General features: G+C 66.2%; 16 protein-coding genes. 5 read left to right on the top strand and 11 right to left on the bottom strand.

The annotated features are described in order from the left end of the window. Positions 1–71 precede the first annotated feature (71 nt). The 5 genes from AACY13_RS00530 to AACY13_RS00510 all read right to left on the bottom strand — a co-directional run bounded on the left by AACY13_RS00530 (position 72) and on the right by AACY13_RS00510 (position 2,765). On the bottom strand, positions 72–464 hold the full coding sequence (locus AACY13_RS00530) for a helicase (protein ID WP_339458334.1): 393 nt from the start codon (positions 462–464) through the stop codon (positions 72–74). 131 nt (positions 465–595) lie between these two features. Further along, the gene (locus tag AACY13_RS00525) at positions 596–868 is read right to left on the bottom strand and encodes an HU family DNA-binding protein (RefSeq protein ID WP_339458332.1); all 273 of its coding nucleotides are present in this window, start codon (positions 866–868) and stop codon (positions 596–598) included. Between the two features lie 187 nt (positions 869–1,055). Then, positions 1,056–2,204 carry an NAD(P)/FAD-dependent oxidoreductase gene (locus AACY13_RS00520; protein WP_339458331.1) on the bottom strand — a complete coding sequence of 383 codons (1,149 nt, stop codon included), beginning with the start codon at positions 2,202–2,204 and terminating at the stop codon, positions 1,056–1,058. 130 nt (positions 2,205–2,334) lie between these two features. Then, positions 2,335–2,502: a rubredoxin gene (locus AACY13_RS00515; protein WP_339458329.1), complete on the bottom strand. Its 168-nt coding sequence runs from the start codon at positions 2,500–2,502 to the stop codon at positions 2,335–2,337. Between the two features lie 95 nt (positions 2,503–2,597). Then, on the bottom strand, positions 2,598–2,765 hold the full coding sequence (locus AACY13_RS00510; RefSeq protein WP_339458327.1) for a rubredoxin: 168 nt from the start codon (positions 2,763–2,765) through the stop codon (positions 2,598–2,600). A gap of 237 nt (positions 2,766–3,002) precedes the next feature. Here AACY13_RS00510 and AACY13_RS00505 point away from each other — a divergent pair, with 237 nt between their 5' ends. From AACY13_RS00505 to AACY13_RS00485, 5 genes are all read left to right on the top strand, one after another. Then, complete coding sequence (locus tag AACY13_RS00505) at positions 3,003–3,554, top strand: chorismate--pyruvate lyase family protein (RefSeq protein WP_339458325.1); 552 nt, start codon at positions 3,003–3,005, stop codon at positions 3,552–3,554. Between the two features lie 50 nt (positions 3,555–3,604). Further along, positions 3,605–4,498: a 4-hydroxybenzoate octaprenyltransferase gene (gene ubiA, locus AACY13_RS00500; RefSeq protein ID WP_339458324.1), complete on the top strand. Its 894-nt coding sequence runs from the start codon at positions 3,605–3,607 to the stop codon at positions 4,496–4,498. 147 nt (positions 4,499–4,645) lie between these two features. Beyond that, on the top strand, positions 4,646–5,335 hold the full coding sequence (gene phoB, locus AACY13_RS00495) for a phosphate regulon transcriptional regulator PhoB (RefSeq protein WP_160013767.1): 690 nt from the start codon (positions 4,646–4,648) through the stop codon (positions 5,333–5,335). A 68-nt stretch (positions 5,336–5,403) separates the two neighbouring features. Beyond that, entirely contained in the window at positions 5,404–6,708 is a 1,305-nt protein-coding gene (phoR, locus tag AACY13_RS00490) for a phosphate regulon sensor histidine kinase PhoR (protein WP_339458321.1), read from the top strand. A 186-nt stretch (positions 6,709–6,894) separates the two neighbouring features. Then, positions 6,895–8,235: a hemolysin family protein gene (locus AACY13_RS00485; RefSeq protein ID WP_339458319.1), complete on the top strand. Its 1,341-nt coding sequence runs from the start codon at positions 6,895–6,897 to the stop codon at positions 8,233–8,235. 5 nt (positions 8,236–8,240) lie between these two features. Here the strand turns inward: AACY13_RS00485 and AACY13_RS00480 are convergent, their stop codons facing one another. The 6 genes from AACY13_RS00480 to AACY13_RS00455 form a co-directional block, all read right to left on the bottom strand. Further along, positions 8,241–9,110: a DMT family transporter gene (locus AACY13_RS00480; protein ID WP_339458318.1), complete on the bottom strand. Its 870-nt coding sequence runs from the start codon at positions 9,108–9,110 to the stop codon at positions 8,241–8,243. Positions 9,111–9,160: 50 nt separating this feature from the next. Then, on the bottom strand, positions 9,161–9,949 hold the full coding sequence (locus AACY13_RS00475; protein WP_339458316.1) for a maleate cis-trans isomerase family protein: 789 nt from the start codon (positions 9,947–9,949) through the stop codon (positions 9,161–9,163). Position 9,950: 1 nt separating this feature from the next. After that, positions 9,951–10,895: a cyclodeaminase gene (locus tag AACY13_RS00470; protein ID WP_339458314.1), complete on the bottom strand. Its 945-nt coding sequence runs from the start codon at positions 10,893–10,895 to the stop codon at positions 9,951–9,953. Next, positions 10,882–11,877, bottom strand: coding sequence for a hydroxyectoine utilization dehydratase EutB (gene eutB, locus AACY13_RS00465; RefSeq protein ID WP_339458313.1), 996 nt, complete (start codon positions 11,875–11,877; stop codon positions 10,882–10,884). The genes AACY13_RS00470 and eutB overlap by 14 nt, the downstream gene beginning before the upstream one ends. A gap of 68 nt (positions 11,878–11,945) precedes the next feature. Beyond that, positions 11,946–13,352 (bottom strand): aspartate aminotransferase family protein, encoded by a 1,407-nt coding sequence (locus AACY13_RS00460; RefSeq protein WP_339458311.1) that lies wholly within the window; start codon positions 13,350–13,352, stop codon positions 11,946–11,948. Between the two features lie 54 nt (positions 13,353–13,406). After that, positions 13,407–14,879 carry an NAD-dependent succinate-semialdehyde dehydrogenase gene (locus AACY13_RS00455; protein ID WP_339458309.1) on the bottom strand — a complete coding sequence of 491 codons (1,473 nt, stop codon included), beginning with the start codon at positions 14,877–14,879 and terminating at the stop codon, positions 13,407–13,409. Positions 14,880–15,060 lie beyond the last annotated feature (181 nt).

Raw genomic sequence — 15,060 nt, 5'->3', positions numbered from 1 at the left:
TCTCGAAAAAATTCGGCCCAGCCTAACCAATGCGGGACACCCCGGCCAGCGCCGACGCGTGGCAACGCGGCTCAGGCGGCTTTTTTCACCTCGGTTTTCTTCTTCGGCATCAGGTACTTGGTCAAGCCCTGGAACCAGATCACCAGTGCCGGGTTACCCTGGATCTGGATCTCCTTGTTCTGGATGCCCTGCATAAAGGCCAGCTGCTTGTTCTTCGCACTCATGGTGGCGAAACCGTAGGCGGCATCCTTGAAGCCCAGGGCGAAGGCGGGCTCGCTGGCCGGACCGCGCTTGCTGCTGATGCGCCGGTCCTTGACGATAAAGTGGCGGGCGACCTTGCCGTCCAGGGTGTGCAACTGGAAGACCATGTCGCGGCCTTCGAGCTGTTGCTGAAACGCAGGATTGTCACGGCTGGCCTTGGCCATCAGGCGGCCCAGCATCCACAGAAGAAAACGGAATTTCATGCGCAAGGCCTCGCGAGGGGTATGAAAAGGCCGCGCATTGTAGCGCTTCGCACCGGGGACTACATCCGGCTAAAAGGAGGGAAAACAACGGATCTAGCAACCCGGAGCCTGGCGGCTCCGGGTTTTGCAACTTAGTTGACGGCGTCTTTCAGCGATTTGCCCGGTTTGAAGGCGACAGTGTTGCTGGCCTTGATCTTCACCGGCTCGCCGGTTTGCGGGTTCTTCCCGGTGCGGGCACCGCGATGGCGTTGGACGAAGGTCCCGAAGCCCACCAGGGTGACACTGTCCTTGCGGTTCAATGCACCAGTGATTTCTTCGAGTACGGCGTTGAGTACACGGCTGGCCTGATCTTTAGTCAGATCTGCCTTGTCCGCGATGGCGGCGGCGAGTTCCGGTTTACGCATAAATGCCTCTTTGACGGTTTTTGTTGTTGTGTCCGGGGCTGCTCTGCGCGAGCAGCGTCCAAGGCGCCGCAACAGCTCTGGGCTGCGGCAGACCCACCGAGAATGGCATGCCATTTGGAGCTGCGCCAGTGTTGTCAGACAGTTTCAGTGGACAACATAAAGACATAACCGACAGAACAGCCGCCATTTACGCCATGAGCGGCGGCAAGGCCTTATTCAACGCCAATTTTTCCTGCACGGCCGTTCCGGTCAGCGCGTAGCCGAGCAGGGCTCCGCTGCTGTCGCGGCACAGCGCCTTGATGTCGCCGCCACTGCCTTCCACGCTCCATTCGCCTTGCAGACCCCGTGGTGGCGGCGACACCACCAGCGGGCAGACCGGGGTTTTCACCGTCACCGGCATGGGCCCGTAGCTCACCGCGGTCGGCTTGCCGGCCAGAGTCTGGGCCAGGGCCCGGGCGCAGGTCATCAGGGGCATGACATAGAGCAGGTTGAGGCCGTCGACCTCGGCGCAGTCGCCGAGGGCATAGATATTGGCGTGGGACGTCTGCAACTGACGATCCACCACCACCCCGCGATTGACCGCCAGGCCGGCGGCGGCGGCCAGTTCGGTGCGTGGGCGCAGGCCCACGGCCGAGAGCACCAGGTCGCAGTTCAGCACGCTGCCGTCCGAGAGGTGCGCTTCCAGGGCCGCACCCTTGTGGTTGAGGCTGGCCAGCACCGGGCCCAGGTGGAAACGCGCACCGAGGCTTTCCAGCCCCGCCTGTACCGCCGCTGCCGCCGCCGGATGCAGCAGGCCGGGCATCACCTGCTCGCAGGGTGCCACCAGCTCGACCTGATAGCCGCCCAGGCTGAGGTCGTTGGCGAATTCGCAGCCGATCAGGCCGGCACCGAGCAGCAGCAGGCGCTGCTTGCCCGCCACCGCCGTGCGGAAGCGCGCATAGTCCTCCAGGTCGTTGATCGGCAGGATCGCATCCTGGGCATCCCCGGCCACCGGCACGCGGATCGGCTCGGCCCCCCAGGCCAGGATCAGGTCGCGGTAGGGCACCGCCTCCTCGCCTATCCACAGCTGCTTGTGGCCCGGATCGATGCCGCTGATGCGGGTGTGGGTACGCACTTCTGCCTTGAGCTGCTCGGCCATGGCCCCGGGCTCGGCCATGCTCAGGCCATCGGCATCCTTGTTCTTGCCGAAACCGGTGGAGAGCATGGGCTTGGAATAGGAGCGCCCGTCGTCGGCGGTGATCAGCAGCAGGGGCGTCTCGCTGTCGAGCTTGCGCCATTCGCGCGCCAGGTTGTAACCGGCCAGGCCGGTGCCGACTATCACTACGGGTGCACTCATCATCGATTCCTCAAACTTGGCGACAGCACGGGCGGCCATGACCAGAACGCATTTTCCAGGGGTAGCGGGTGTGGTTCAGGGGCCGACTTCAACGCAGCATGGCCGAGCGCAGTCAGTTGCAAACACCCTCTCAGGCGATCTCGATCATCTCGAAATCGGCCTTGCCGGCCCCGCAGTCGGGGCACAGCCAGTCGGCGGGAATATCTTCCCAGGCCGTACCGGCGGCGATGCCCTCTTCGGGCCAGCCAAGGGCTTCGTCATAGATAAAGCCACACACCACACACTGCCATTTGCGCATACCCACCTCGCCCATCATTCGGCTTGTTCGGCCTTAAGTATGCGCACTGGCAAAACAAAACGGCGACCCGCAGGTCGCCGTTTAAAGATTGCCGATCAACCGATCTCAATCATTTCGAAATCCATCTTGCCCACGCCACAGTCGGGGCAGAGCCAGTCTTCCGGAACATCCTGCCACGGCGTACCAGCGGCGATGCCTTCATCGGGCCAACCCTGGCTTTCGTCGTAAATCAGTCCACAGACCACACATTGCCACTTTTTCATAACTACCTCTGGCGAATCTCACGGCTATTGCGCGAGGCAAACTACCGTAAATGCGCGGGTGCGCCAAGCGGCCGAAGGGTGAAAGCCGCCCGCCGGCGGGCCAACTAAAGTCGGGTCCCGCCCGGCGAGCGTGCGCCTATCGGGGCGCAGCACACGCTTCCGGCCACCCGCTCCGGCCTACACCGGCAAAGCGCCATGCTAGACTCGCGCGCTTCCAATCCATGGTGATTTCGTGCCGTGCCCCACTCCGTCCTAGCCCATCCGCCCCGCTGGCTAACCGCCGGTCAGCTGCATCCGGTTCCCGCCACGGCCGTGCGCGACTGGCTGTTCAATGAAGATTCGCTGACCCGACGGCTGACCGCCCTGTCCCACCAGGGTTTCAGCGTCACCCCGCTGCAGGAAGGCTGGCAGCCGCTGCGCAGCGATGAATGCAGCGCCCTCGGCGTGCCCCCGGGCAGCCAGGGCTGGGTGCGCGAGGTGTACCTGCGCGGCCATGCTCAACCCTGGGTGTTCGCCCGCAGCGTGGCGGCCCGTAGCGCCCTGCAGGGCTCCGGGCTGAACCTGGCGGAGCTGGGCAGCCGCTCCCTTGGCGAACTGCTGTTCAGCGACCGCGCCTTCGACCGCGGCGCGATGCAGGTCTGCCGCTACCCGGCCGCCTGGCTGCCGACAGAGGCCCGCGCCGAACGCCTGTGGGGACGGCGCTCCTGCTTCAGTCGCGGCGCGCTCGGCGTACTGGTGGCCGAGGTGTTTCTACCGGCCTTCTGGGTCGCGGCCGATATCGAGCCGTAGGATGGGTCGCTCCCTTATAATCCGCCGCAAACCGCACGGAGACCCGCCCGATGTACACCCGCCTGCTGAAATCGCTGAATCGCCTGCACCCACGCGCCTGGGACTTCGTCCAGCTGATGCGCCTGGACAAGCCCATCGGCATCTACCTGCTGCTGTGGCCGACGCTGTGGGCGCTGTGGGTGGCGGCCGAAGGCGTGCCGAGCGCGAAGAACCTGTTTATCTTCGTCTGCGGGGTGATCCTGATGCGCGCCGCCGGCTGTGTGATCAACGACTACGCCGACCGCGACTTCGACGGCCACGTCAGCCGCACCCAGGCCCGCCCCCTGGCCAGTGGCAAGATCCAGCCGCGCGAGGCGCTGCTGCTGTTCGCCGTGCTGGTGGCGGCCAGCTTCGTGCTGGTGCTGTTCACCAACGCCACCACCATCTGGCTGTCCTTCGGCGGCCTGGCCCTGGCCGCCTGCTACCCCTTTATGAAGCGCTACACCTTCTACCCGCAGGTGGTGCTCGGTGCGGCCTTCTCCTGGGGCATGCCCATGGCCTTCACCGCCGAGACCGGCAGCCTGCCGGCCGAAGCCTGGCTGCTGTATATCGCCAACCTGCTGTGGACCGTGGCCTACGACACCTATTACGCCATGGCCGACCGCGACGACGACCTGAAGATCGGGGTGAAATCCACCGCCATCCTGTTCGGTGATGCCGACCGCCTGATCATCGCCAGCCTGCAGGGCCTGGCCCTGCTCTGCCTGCTGCTGGCCGGCGCGCGCTTCGAACTGGGTATCTGCTTCCACCTGGGCCTGGCCGTGGCCGCCGCCTGTTTCGCCTGGGAATACCACCAGACCCGCAACCGCAAACCCATGGCCTGCTTCAACGCCTTTCTGCACAACCACTGGGCCGGCCTGGCGATCTTTGTCGGTATCGTCCTGGACTACGCCTTGCGTGGGTAGGATGGGTTGTCGCGCAGCGGTGTAACCCATCGAGCGATTGATGGGTTACACCCATCCGGCTGCCGCACCGCGCGCCTGTCATATCACTGCAATAATTCCGTTATCTAATGCAGACCATTACAGCGAGATGACCCCCGAGGCTTGACCATGGTTGGCAAGAACATCCTGATCGTCGACGACGAAGCACCGATCCGTGAAATGATCGCCGTGGCCCTGGAAATGGCCGGCTACGAGTGCCTGGAAGCGGAAAATACCCAGCAGGCCCACGCCATCATCGTCGACCGCAAACCCGATCTGATCCTGCTCGACTGGATGCTCCCCGGCACCAGCGGCATCGAACTGGCGCGCCGGCTCAAGCGCGACGAGCTGACCGGGGATATCCCGATCATCATGCTCACCGCCAAGGGCGAAGAGGACAACAAGATCCAGGGCCTGGAAGTGGGGGCCGACGACTACATCACCAAGCCCTTCTCCCCCCGCGAACTGGTGGCGCGCCTGAAGGCCGTGCTGCGCCGCGCCGGGCCGACCGACAGCGAAGGGCCGATCGAAGTCGGCGGCCTGCTGCTCGACCCGATCAGCCACCGCGTCACCATCGACGGTAAACCGGCCGAGATGGGCCCCACCGAATACCGCCTGCTGCAGTTCTTTATGACCCACCAGGAGCGCGCCTACACCCGCGGCCAGTTGCTCGACCAGGTCTGGGGCGGCAACGTGTATGTCGAGGAGCGCACCGTCGACGTGCATATCCGCCGCCTGCGCAAGGCCCTCGGCGAGGTCTACGAGAACCTGGTGCAGACCGTGCGCGGGACGGGTTACCGTTTCTCCACCAAGAGCTAAGACGGTTAGGATGACTGGAGGTCGCTTAGCCGACCTGCATAAAGGATTGATTGGCGGATGAGTTCTAATTGAATCAAGACTGGCGCGCCCCCCTGATACGTCATTTGCTGCTGTTGGTCGCGGCCTGCCTGGTGCTCGGCCTGATCAGCGGCGAGTACGGTTGGTCCATGGCCCTGGGCCTGGCTGTCTACCTCGGCTGGCACCTGCAGCAGCTGCTGCGTCTGCACAGATGGCTGCGCACCCGCAAGGGCGACGAGCCGCCGCCCGATGGCTATGGCCTGTGGGGCGAGGTGTTCGACAACATCTATCACCTGCAACGCCGCGACCAGAAGGCCCGCGGCCGCCTGCAGGCGGTGATCGACCGCGTACAGGAGTCGACCGCCGCACTAAAGGACGCGGTGATCATGCTCGACCGCGACGGCAACCTGGAATGGTGGAACCTTGCCGCGGAAAAACTCCTGGGCCTGAAGACCCCCCAGGACAGCGGCCAGCAGATCAGCAACCTGGTGCGCGACCCGCGCTTTATCGAGTACTTCGAAGGCAACAGCTACAACGAGCCGCTGGAGCTGCCCTCGCCGGTCAGCGACCGCCTGCGCCTGCAGTTCCATATCACCCAGTACGGCAACCGCGAGCACCTGATGCTGGTGCGCGACATCACCCGCATCCACCAGTTGGAACAGATGCGCAAGGATTTCGTCGCCAATGTCTCCCACGAGCTGCGCACCCCACTGACGGTGATCGCCGGTTACCTGGAGACCCTGCTGGACAACGTCGAGGCGGTCAATCCGCGCTGGCTGCGGGCCCTGCAGCAGATGCAGCAACAGGGCGGACGGATGCAGAACCTGCTCAACGACCTGCTGTTGCTGGCCAAACTGGAAGCCACCGATTACCCCTCGGACAACCAGCCGGTGGCGGTGGACCTGCTGCTGCTGTCGATCAAGAACGACGCCCAGGCCCTGTCCGCCGAACGCCACCACCGCATCAGCCTGGAGGCCGACCCGCACCTGCGCCTCAAGGGCAGCGAGACGGAACTGCGCAGCGCCTTTTCCAACCTGGTGTTCAACGCAGTCAAGTACACCCCCGACGAGGGCGAGATCCGCATCCGCTGGTGGGCCGACGAACAGGGTGCGCACCTGGCGGTTGTGGACCGCGGCCTGGGCATCGAGGACAGGCACCTGCCGCGCCTGACCGAACGCTTCTACCGGGTCGACTCCAGCCGCGCCAGCAACACCGGCGGCACCGGCCTGGGCCTGGCCATCGTCAAGCACGTGCTGCTGCGCCACCGCGCGCGCCTGGAGATCCACAGCAGCCTGGGCAAGGGCAGCACCTTTACCTGCCATTTCCCCGCCCAGCAGACGGTACGCCGCGGTTAACCCAGCAGGCTTCCCGCGCTGCTCTGCGCAAGGCAGACAGCCGCTGCCGTGCATCCAGCCACCGCGCCGGGCAGCGGGCTTGCGGGGCGGCGGCAAGCCGGGCCACCACCCGCACACCATAGCCCCCACTTGCAAAGCCCGGCCTCTGCCGCCACTCTTAGCCGTCATTGGCCAACCGAACCCCCTATGGACCCCTCCACGAGTTACACCGCCGCCAGCTATTTCGCCGATTTCGGCCTCGTCCTGTTCGCCCTCTTCCTGGTCCTGCTCAACGGTTTTTTCGTCGCTGCCGAATTCGCCATCGTGCGCCTGCGCGCCACCAAGGTCGAGGCCCTGGCCCAAGCCCATGGCTGGCGCGGGCATATCCTGCGCACCGTACACAAACAGATGGACGCCTACCTCTCGGCCTGCCAGCTGGGCATCACCCTGGCATCCCTGGGCCTGGGCTGGGTCGGCGAACCGGCCTTCGCCCACCTGCTCGAACCGCTGCTCGCGGTCGTCGGCATCGAGTCGCCGACGCTGGTTCACGCCATCGCCTTCTTTACCGCCTTCGCGATCATCTCCTACCTGCATATCGTGGTCGGCGAGCTGGCCCCGAAATCCTGGGCGATCCGCCAGCCCGAACTGCTGTCGTTGTGGACGGCCGTGCCGCTGTACCTGTTCTACTGGGCCATGTACCCGGCGATCTTTGTGCTCAATGCCAGCGCCAATGCCATCCTGCGCATCGCCGGCCAGGGCGAGCCGGGGCCACATAACGAACACCATTACAGCCGCGACGAACTCAAGCTGATTCTGCATTCCAGCCGTGGCAGCAATCCCAGCGATCAGGACATGCGCGTGCTGGCCTCCGCCGTCGAGCTGGGCGAGCTGGAGGTGGTGGACTGGGCCAATTCGCGCGAGGACCTGGTGTCCCTGCCGCTGACGGCAGCCCTGGACGAGGTGTTCAGCGTGTTCCGCCGGCACAAGTACAGCCGCTACCCGATCCATGACGACAGCAGCGGCGAGTTTGTCGGCGTGCTGCATATCAAGGACCTGCTGCTGCACCTCTCCTTGCTGGAAATGCTGCCCTCGGCGCTGAAACTGGCGGAGCTGATGCATCCGATCGAACGGGTCGGCCGGCATATGCCGCTGTCCAACCTGCTGGAGCAGTTCCGCCAGGGCGGCTCGCACTTCGCCCTGGTCGAGGAAGCCGACGGCAAGGTGATCGGCTACCTGACCATGGAGGATGTGCTGGAAGCCCTGGTCGGCGATATCCAGGACGAACACCGCAAGGCCGACCGCGGCATCCTCGCCTACCAGCCGGGCAAGCTCCTGGTACGCGGCGACACGCCGCTGGCCAAGGTCGAACGCCTGCTCGGCGTCGACCTCGATCATGTCGATGCGGAAACCCTGGCCGGGCTGGTCTACGAGACCTTGAAGCGCATGCCCGAGGAAGAGGAAGTGCTGGAAGTCGACGGCCTGCGCATCATCGTCAAGAAGATGAAAGGGCCGAAGATCGTCCTGGCCAAGGTGCTGCGGCTGAGCTGAGCCGCTCAGCCAGGCAGAGGGGGCACCGGCCGCCGCCAACCCAGCAGGCTGTGGCCGCACAGGGTCAGGAAAATCAAGGCACCGCCCAGCAAGACCTGGCGACTCGGCACCTCGTCCAGCAGCCACCAGACCCACAGTGGCCCCAGCACCACTTCCAGCAGCAGCAACAGCCCCACCTCGGTGCCACTGATCCAGCGCGGCCCGAGCTGGATCAGCATAAACGCCACCGGTAGCAGCATCCCGGCCATGCACACCAGCCCTGCCCACTGCGGCACGCTCAGTGCGGGGTGGCCGCCGAACACAAAGCCGAGTAGCGACACCAGCAGGGCACCGGGCACCAGCGCCGGGCTCATGTCCACCGCCGGGCGACTGCGTGCCAGGGTGAAATTACCCGCCAGCAGGGTGGCGGAAGCCAGCGCCCAGGCGTTGCCGGACAGGCTGTTGCCCGGCGTGCCGTCAGCGACGATCAAGCCCACCCCGGCGAGACAGACCAGGATCGCCAACAGGGTGCGCAGGGCCAGGCGTTCGCCGAGGAACAGCCAGGCCAGGGCCGCGGCGATCAGCGGCGCGATGCTGAGGATCAACAGGGTATTGGCCGCCCCGGCGAGGGTGATGGCCTGGACGAAGCCGAGGGTGCTGACGCAGTAGCACAGGGCGCAGCCCAAGCCGGTCCAACCACAGCGGCGGGCGGCGGCCGGCAGCCCGCCGCGGTAGCGCCAGCTGAGCAGCAGGCTCAGGCCGACGGCCATCAGCAGGCCGCGCCAGGCGAGCACCTGCATGGCATCGGCCGCCAGCCAGCGCAGTACCAAGGCATCCGGCGATAACACCAGCACGCCGAACGCGGTCAGCAGCAAGCCCTTCTGGCGTTCCTGCACCTGTGATGCCCCTCAAGCATGTGGCCCGACACAGAGATGCGTCCGCGCCGTCAGGTTACAGGGTAACTGTCGGTCAGCAAGGCACCAAATCCCTGTGGCCGATGCACGCAGCCGGCCAGTTGCAGGGCATGCCAGAACAGCGCCTGGTTGCTGGAGATCACCGGTAAGCCCAGGCGCTTTTCCAGGCGCCCCAGCAGTTCCAGGGTGCGCAGGTTGGTACAGGACAGGAACAGCGCATCGGCTCGCTGCCCAGCCAGCAGTTCCAGCGCCGCCTGCTCGATGGCCGCCGCCGGGATGCGCGGAATCTCGGCATCCTCGAGCACGGCGAAGGTGCCGAAGGCCACCACCTCGTGGCCGGCCTGCTGCAATCCCTGGAAGATCGGGTAGTTGACCTCGCCGATGTACGGCGTGAGCACCGCGATACGCCGCGCGTCGAGGCCGCGCAGGGCCGCCTTGACCGCGCTCCAGGGGTTGGTCACCGGCACGCCGGGATGCGCCAGGTTGATCAACCGACTCACCTCCTGCTCACCGATCAGCACACTGGCCGAGGTACAGCCGAACGCCAGCACGTCCAGGGGCATCCCCGGCACCAGCAGCGCGCTGGACTGGCTCAGGCTCTGGGCCAGGCCGCGCAGCCCCTCCGGGGTGACGGTAGGATTGCTCGGGGTGCGGGTGCTGTATAGCTCGACCCGCTCGCCGAGCAGCCGGTGCCACTCGTTCTCCAGGGTGAAATCGCTGGCCAGCTGCACCAGACCGATGCGCATATGGCCGTCATCGCTCGCGCGCGCATGCTCGAAGGTCTGCTGCAAGGTCTGAAACTCGGCAAAGGACTGGAGCATCTTAGGCCTCCTCGAGCAGGCGCGCGGCGTAGTTGGCGATCGCGGTGTCCTGCACCCCGGTGCCGGTCAGGTCGCACACGCTGATCTGCTCGGCACTGCTGCGCGCCTGACGCCCCTCGGCGATCAGGCTGCCCAGCTCGAACACCTCGCGCTCCAGCGCCGGGGCATGGTGCAGCTCGCCGAGGGCGCGGGACTGGCTGAGGCGATCGACCACCAGCAGGTCGGCGCTGGCCAGGATGGTCGGCTCCAGCTCGTTCTTGTGCGGGTTGTCCGAGCCCATGGCGGTGACGTGCACGCCCCTGGGCAGGTCGCTCCAGCGCAGCACCGGTTCGCGCGCCGGGGTAGTGGTGACCACGATGTCGGCCTGGGCGCAGGCCTCGGCGGCGCTGTCGTACACCGTCACCGCCAGGCCGTACTGCTCGCGCATGCGCGCGGCATAGGCCTCGGCCTTGCTGCGCTCGCGGCTGTGCACATGCACCTGACGGATGTCGCGCACCAGGCGCAGGGCCACCACCTGCAGCTCGGCCTGCAGGCCGGCACCGATCACCGCGACCTGCTGGGCATTCTCGCGAGCCAGGTGCTTGGCGGCGATAGCACCAGCCAGGGCGGTGCGGATGTCGGTCAGGTAGCCCTCGTCGAACAGCACCGCCTCGACCAACCCGGTCTTGGCCGAGAACAGCAGCATCAGGCCGTTGAGGCTGGGCAGGCCGAGCTTGGGGTTGTCGAAGAAGCCGGGGCTGATCTTCACCGCGAAACGCGGCCAGCCTTGGATATGGGCGGTCTTGACGTCCAGCTCGCCATTGCTCTCGGCGATGTTCATGCTGAGGATCGGTGGCATCACCACCTCGCCGCGGCCGAGGGCGGCGAAGCCGGCTTCCACGGCCTCCAGAGCCGCCGGATCGAGCTTGACCCTGGCGGCGATCTGCCCGCGCTTATAGATGTGCATAGGGTTGTTCTCCGGCCAGGCGGCAGGCCTCGGCAAAGGTGGCGGTGGACAGGTTCTGGCCGCTGACCACGAACGCCACGCGGCACCCGCTCAGGTCCAGCCGGTGCTGCTCGACGGCGGCCACGCCGACGGCGGCGGCACCCTCGACCAGGAGTTTCTCTTCGCGCAGGAAATGCAGCATGGCGCGGGCGATCTGCGCCTCGTCGACCTTGTAGCCGCGGTCCATGTAGCGCTGGGTCATGGCGAAGGTCCAGGCATTGTCCAGGCCGATGCCGCCGCCCAGGCTGTCGGCCAGCGACGCCACCTCGGGCACCTGCAGCGGATGGCCGGCGGCCAGGCTTTCCAGCATCGCCGCCCCCTCGTTCATGCTCACGCCGATCACCTCGGCCTGCGGGTTGATGCTCTTGACCGCCAGGCCCAGGCCGGCGATCAGGCCGCCGCCGGAGAGGCCGGCGAACACCAGATCGGTCTGCGGCTGCTCTTCCATGATTTCCAGGCCGCAGGTGCCCTGACCGGCGATCACCAGCGGGTCGTCGAAGGGCGAGACATAGGCCAGGCCCTGCTCATCGCGCAGACGCCGCGCCTCGACGTCGGCCTCGTCCTGGGCCTCGCCATGGATCACCAGCTCGGCACCACTGCGGCGCAGGGCCTCGACCTTGTTGTCCGGCACCAGGCGCGAGATGCACACCTTGACCGGAATGCCCAGGTGCTGGCCGGCGTAGGCCAGGGCGCGGCCGAAGTTGCCGGTGGACATGGTCACCACGCCACGCGCCCGCTGCTCCGGCTCCAGGCCGAGCAACGCATTGGCCGCCCCACGCAGCTTGAAGGCGCCGGTCGGCTGCAGGCAGTCCAGCTTCAGCCAGGCCTCGCAGTTCCAGCGCCGCGACAGCGATTCGGAGCGCACCAGGGGCGTGCGTGAGGCCAGCCCGGCAATGCGCTGGCGGGCCAGGTAGATATCTTTGAGAGTCAGTTGTTCGCTCATGCTCGAATCCAACTTATCAACGCAAAAAGGGGCCAACCATTCGCCGACCCCGTAGTGACCCGGCGGCGTTACTTGGCCTGCCAGGTGCCGCTGCTGATCAGCTTGTCGGTGACCTTGTTCACCGCACGCTCGGCACGGGCGACGATGTCGTCGACCTCGCCACGGGTGACCACCAGCGGCGGGGCGAAGCCGAGGATGTCGCCGTGCGGCATGGCGCGGGCGATCAGGCCCTCTTCCAGGCAGGCCGCGGAAATCTGCGGGCCGACCTTGAGGTTCGGATCGAAATGCTGACGCTTGCTGCGGTCGGCGGAGAACTCCAGGGCCGCCAGCAGGCCGATGCCGCGCGCCTCGCCCACCAGCGGGTGGTCGGCGAAGGTTGCCTGCATCCGTTGCTGCAGGTAGGCACCGGTGTCGCGGGCGTTGCCGGTGAGGTTCTCGCGCTCGATGATGTCCAGGTTGGCGATCGCCGAGGCGATGCCCATGGGGTGCCCGGAGTAGGTGTAGCCGTGGCCGATGGCACCGTAGGTGTCGGTGCCCTGCTCCAGCACCTGCCACACGCGCTCGCCGACTATGACCCCGGACAACGGCTGGTAGGCCGAGGTCAGGCCCTTGGCCACGGTGATCAGGTCCGGCTTCATCTCGTAGTACTGCGAGCCGAAGTCGACGCCCAGGCGACCGAAGCCGCAGACCACCTCGTCGGCGATCAACAGGATGTCGTACTTGTCCAGCACCTTGCGGATCTCCGCCCAGTAGCCCTGCGGTGGCGGCACGATGCCACCGGTGCCAAGCACCGGCTCGCCGATCATCGCCGCCACCGTATCCGGGCCTTCGGCGAGGATCATCTCCTCGAGTTTCTGCGCGCAGTAGCGGGAGAACTCCAGTTCGCTCATGGCGTCGTCGGGGCGGCGGTAGTAGACCGGCGCGACTGTGTGCTTGATGCGCTCCAGCGGCAGGTCGAAGTGGGCGTGGAACACCGGCAAGCCGGTCATGGAGCCGGAGGCGATGCTCGAACCGTGGTAGCCGCGATCGCGGGAGATGACCTTCTTCTTGTCCTTACGGCCGAGGATGTTGTTGTAGTACCAGACCAGCTTGAGCTGGGTCTCGTTGGCGTCCGAGCCGGACATGCCGTAGTAGACCTTGCTCATGCCCTGGCCAGCGAGCTTGACGATGCGCTCGGACAGGCTGGCCATGCCCTCGGTCGTGTGGCCGACATAGGTGTGGTAGTAGGCCAGCTGCTTGGCCTGCTCGTAGATCGCCTCGGCCATCTCGGTGCGGCCGTAGCCGATGTTCACGCAGTACAGGCCGGCGAAGCCGTCGATGAACTCGTTGCCCAGCGAGTCGCGGATGCGGATGCCCTGGGCTCCGGTGACGATCCGCGCCGGGCTCTCGCCGTGGGCGTGCTGCTTGAGATGGGTGGAGGCGTGAAACACGTTCTGGCGGTCGATCTCGATGATCTTCTGGGTGTCGATGGTCATGGCATTGCCCTCGTTCAATTCGGTTTCAGGTGGCATTCAGGCGACTGAGCGCCGTTAACTTCCGCTGGCGCTGGGCAGGTTGCCCAGGCAGTAGTACTTGATCTGGCTGTACTCATCGAGGCCGTGGCGCGAGCCCTCGCGGCCGAGGCCGGACTGCTTGACGCCGCCGAAGGGCACGGGCGGGCCGGTCATCTTCACCGAGTTGACGCTGACCATGCCGAACTCCAGGCCGCGCAGCAGCTGCCACACCTGGCGCATGTCGTAACCGTAGACATAGGCGGCCAGGCCGTACTCGGTGTCGTTGGCCTGGGCGATCAGCTGCCCCAGGTCGTCCCAGGCCAGCACGCCGGCCACCGGGGCGAAGTTCTCCTCGCGATAGACGCGCATTTCCGCGGTCACATCGGCCAGCAGGGTCGGCATGAAGAAGTTGCGTCCCGGCACCTGCTCCTGGTCGCCGACCAGCAAGCGCGCGCCCTTGGCCACGGCGTCGTCGACCAGCTCCTGGGCCTTGGCCACCGCCTTGGCGTTGATCAGCGGACCCTGGTTGATCCCACGGATCAGGCCGTTGCCGACGCACAGCTCGCCCATGCGCCGGGCGAAGGCGGCGAGGAAGGGCTGGTACAGCGAGCGATGGACGAAGATGCGGTTGGCCGCCAGGCAGTCCTGGCCGGTGGTCTGGAACTTCGCGTCGATCGCCGCCTGGGCGGCCTGCTCCACATCCATGTCCGGCAGCACGATAAAGGGCGCGTTGCCGCCCAGCTCCATCGAGCACTTTTTCACCGTGGCGGCGGCCTGCTGCAGCAGCAGGCGGCCGACCCGGGTCGAGCCGGTGAAGGACAGCGCCTTGACCTTGTCGCTGGCGCAGAGCACCTGGGAGACCATTTCCGGCTCGCCGGTGACGACGTTGAACACCCCGGCGGGGAAGCCGGCACGCTCGGCCAGTTCGGCCAGGGCCAAAGCGGAGAGCGGCGTCTCGCCGGCCGGCTTGACCAGCACGGTGCAGCCCACGGCCAGAGCCGCGGCGGCCTTACGGGTGATCATCGCGCAGGGGAAGTTCCACGGGGTGATCAGGGCCGCGACGCCGATCGGCTCGCGCACGCTGCCCAACTGGGCGTTGCGGATATGGCTGGGGATGGTCTCGCCGTATGCCCGGCGCGCCTCCTCGACGAACCAGCGGACAAAGGAGGCGGCGTAGTCGATCTCGCCCCGGGCCTCGTCCAGCGGCTTGCCCTGCTCCAGGGTCATCAGGCGGGCGAGGTCTTCCTTATGCTCCAGCAGCAGGTCGTGCCACTTGCCGAGGATGGCACCGCGCTCGTCCACCGAACGGGCGCGCCAGGCCGGGAAGGCGGCGTCGGCGGCATCGATGGCGGCATCGATCTGCTCCGCGTCGAGCAGGGTGCAGCGGCCGATGGTTTCTTCGCTGGCCGGATCGATGACCGCTTCATCGCGGCCGTCGTAGCCGGCGACCCACTTGCCGTTGATATAGGCCAACTGGCGAACCAGGCGCGGATCTTTGAGTGTGTGCATGGACGGCGTCCCCTCTACAGGCCCTGGCGCTCGGTTTCGTGCCGCAGGGCGTGGTCGTGTTTACGGCTTCCACTCTAGGGGGGACGGGCGGACGATTTTTTCTCTTAGGGACGGCTGCATGGTTGGTTTTTTTTCTTTGCGCGGCCCTTGGCGAGGTTTTTTTCGGCAATGGCTGGCGGAC

The organism is Pseudomonas sp. EA_105y_Pfl2_R69, assembly GCF_963970915.1.
Taxonomy (GTDB): Bacteria; Pseudomonadota; Gammaproteobacteria; order Pseudomonadales; family Pseudomonadaceae; genus Aquipseudomonas.
Note: the sequence above shows the minus strand (reverse complement) of the source record. Positions and strands in the feature narration are given on the sequence as shown.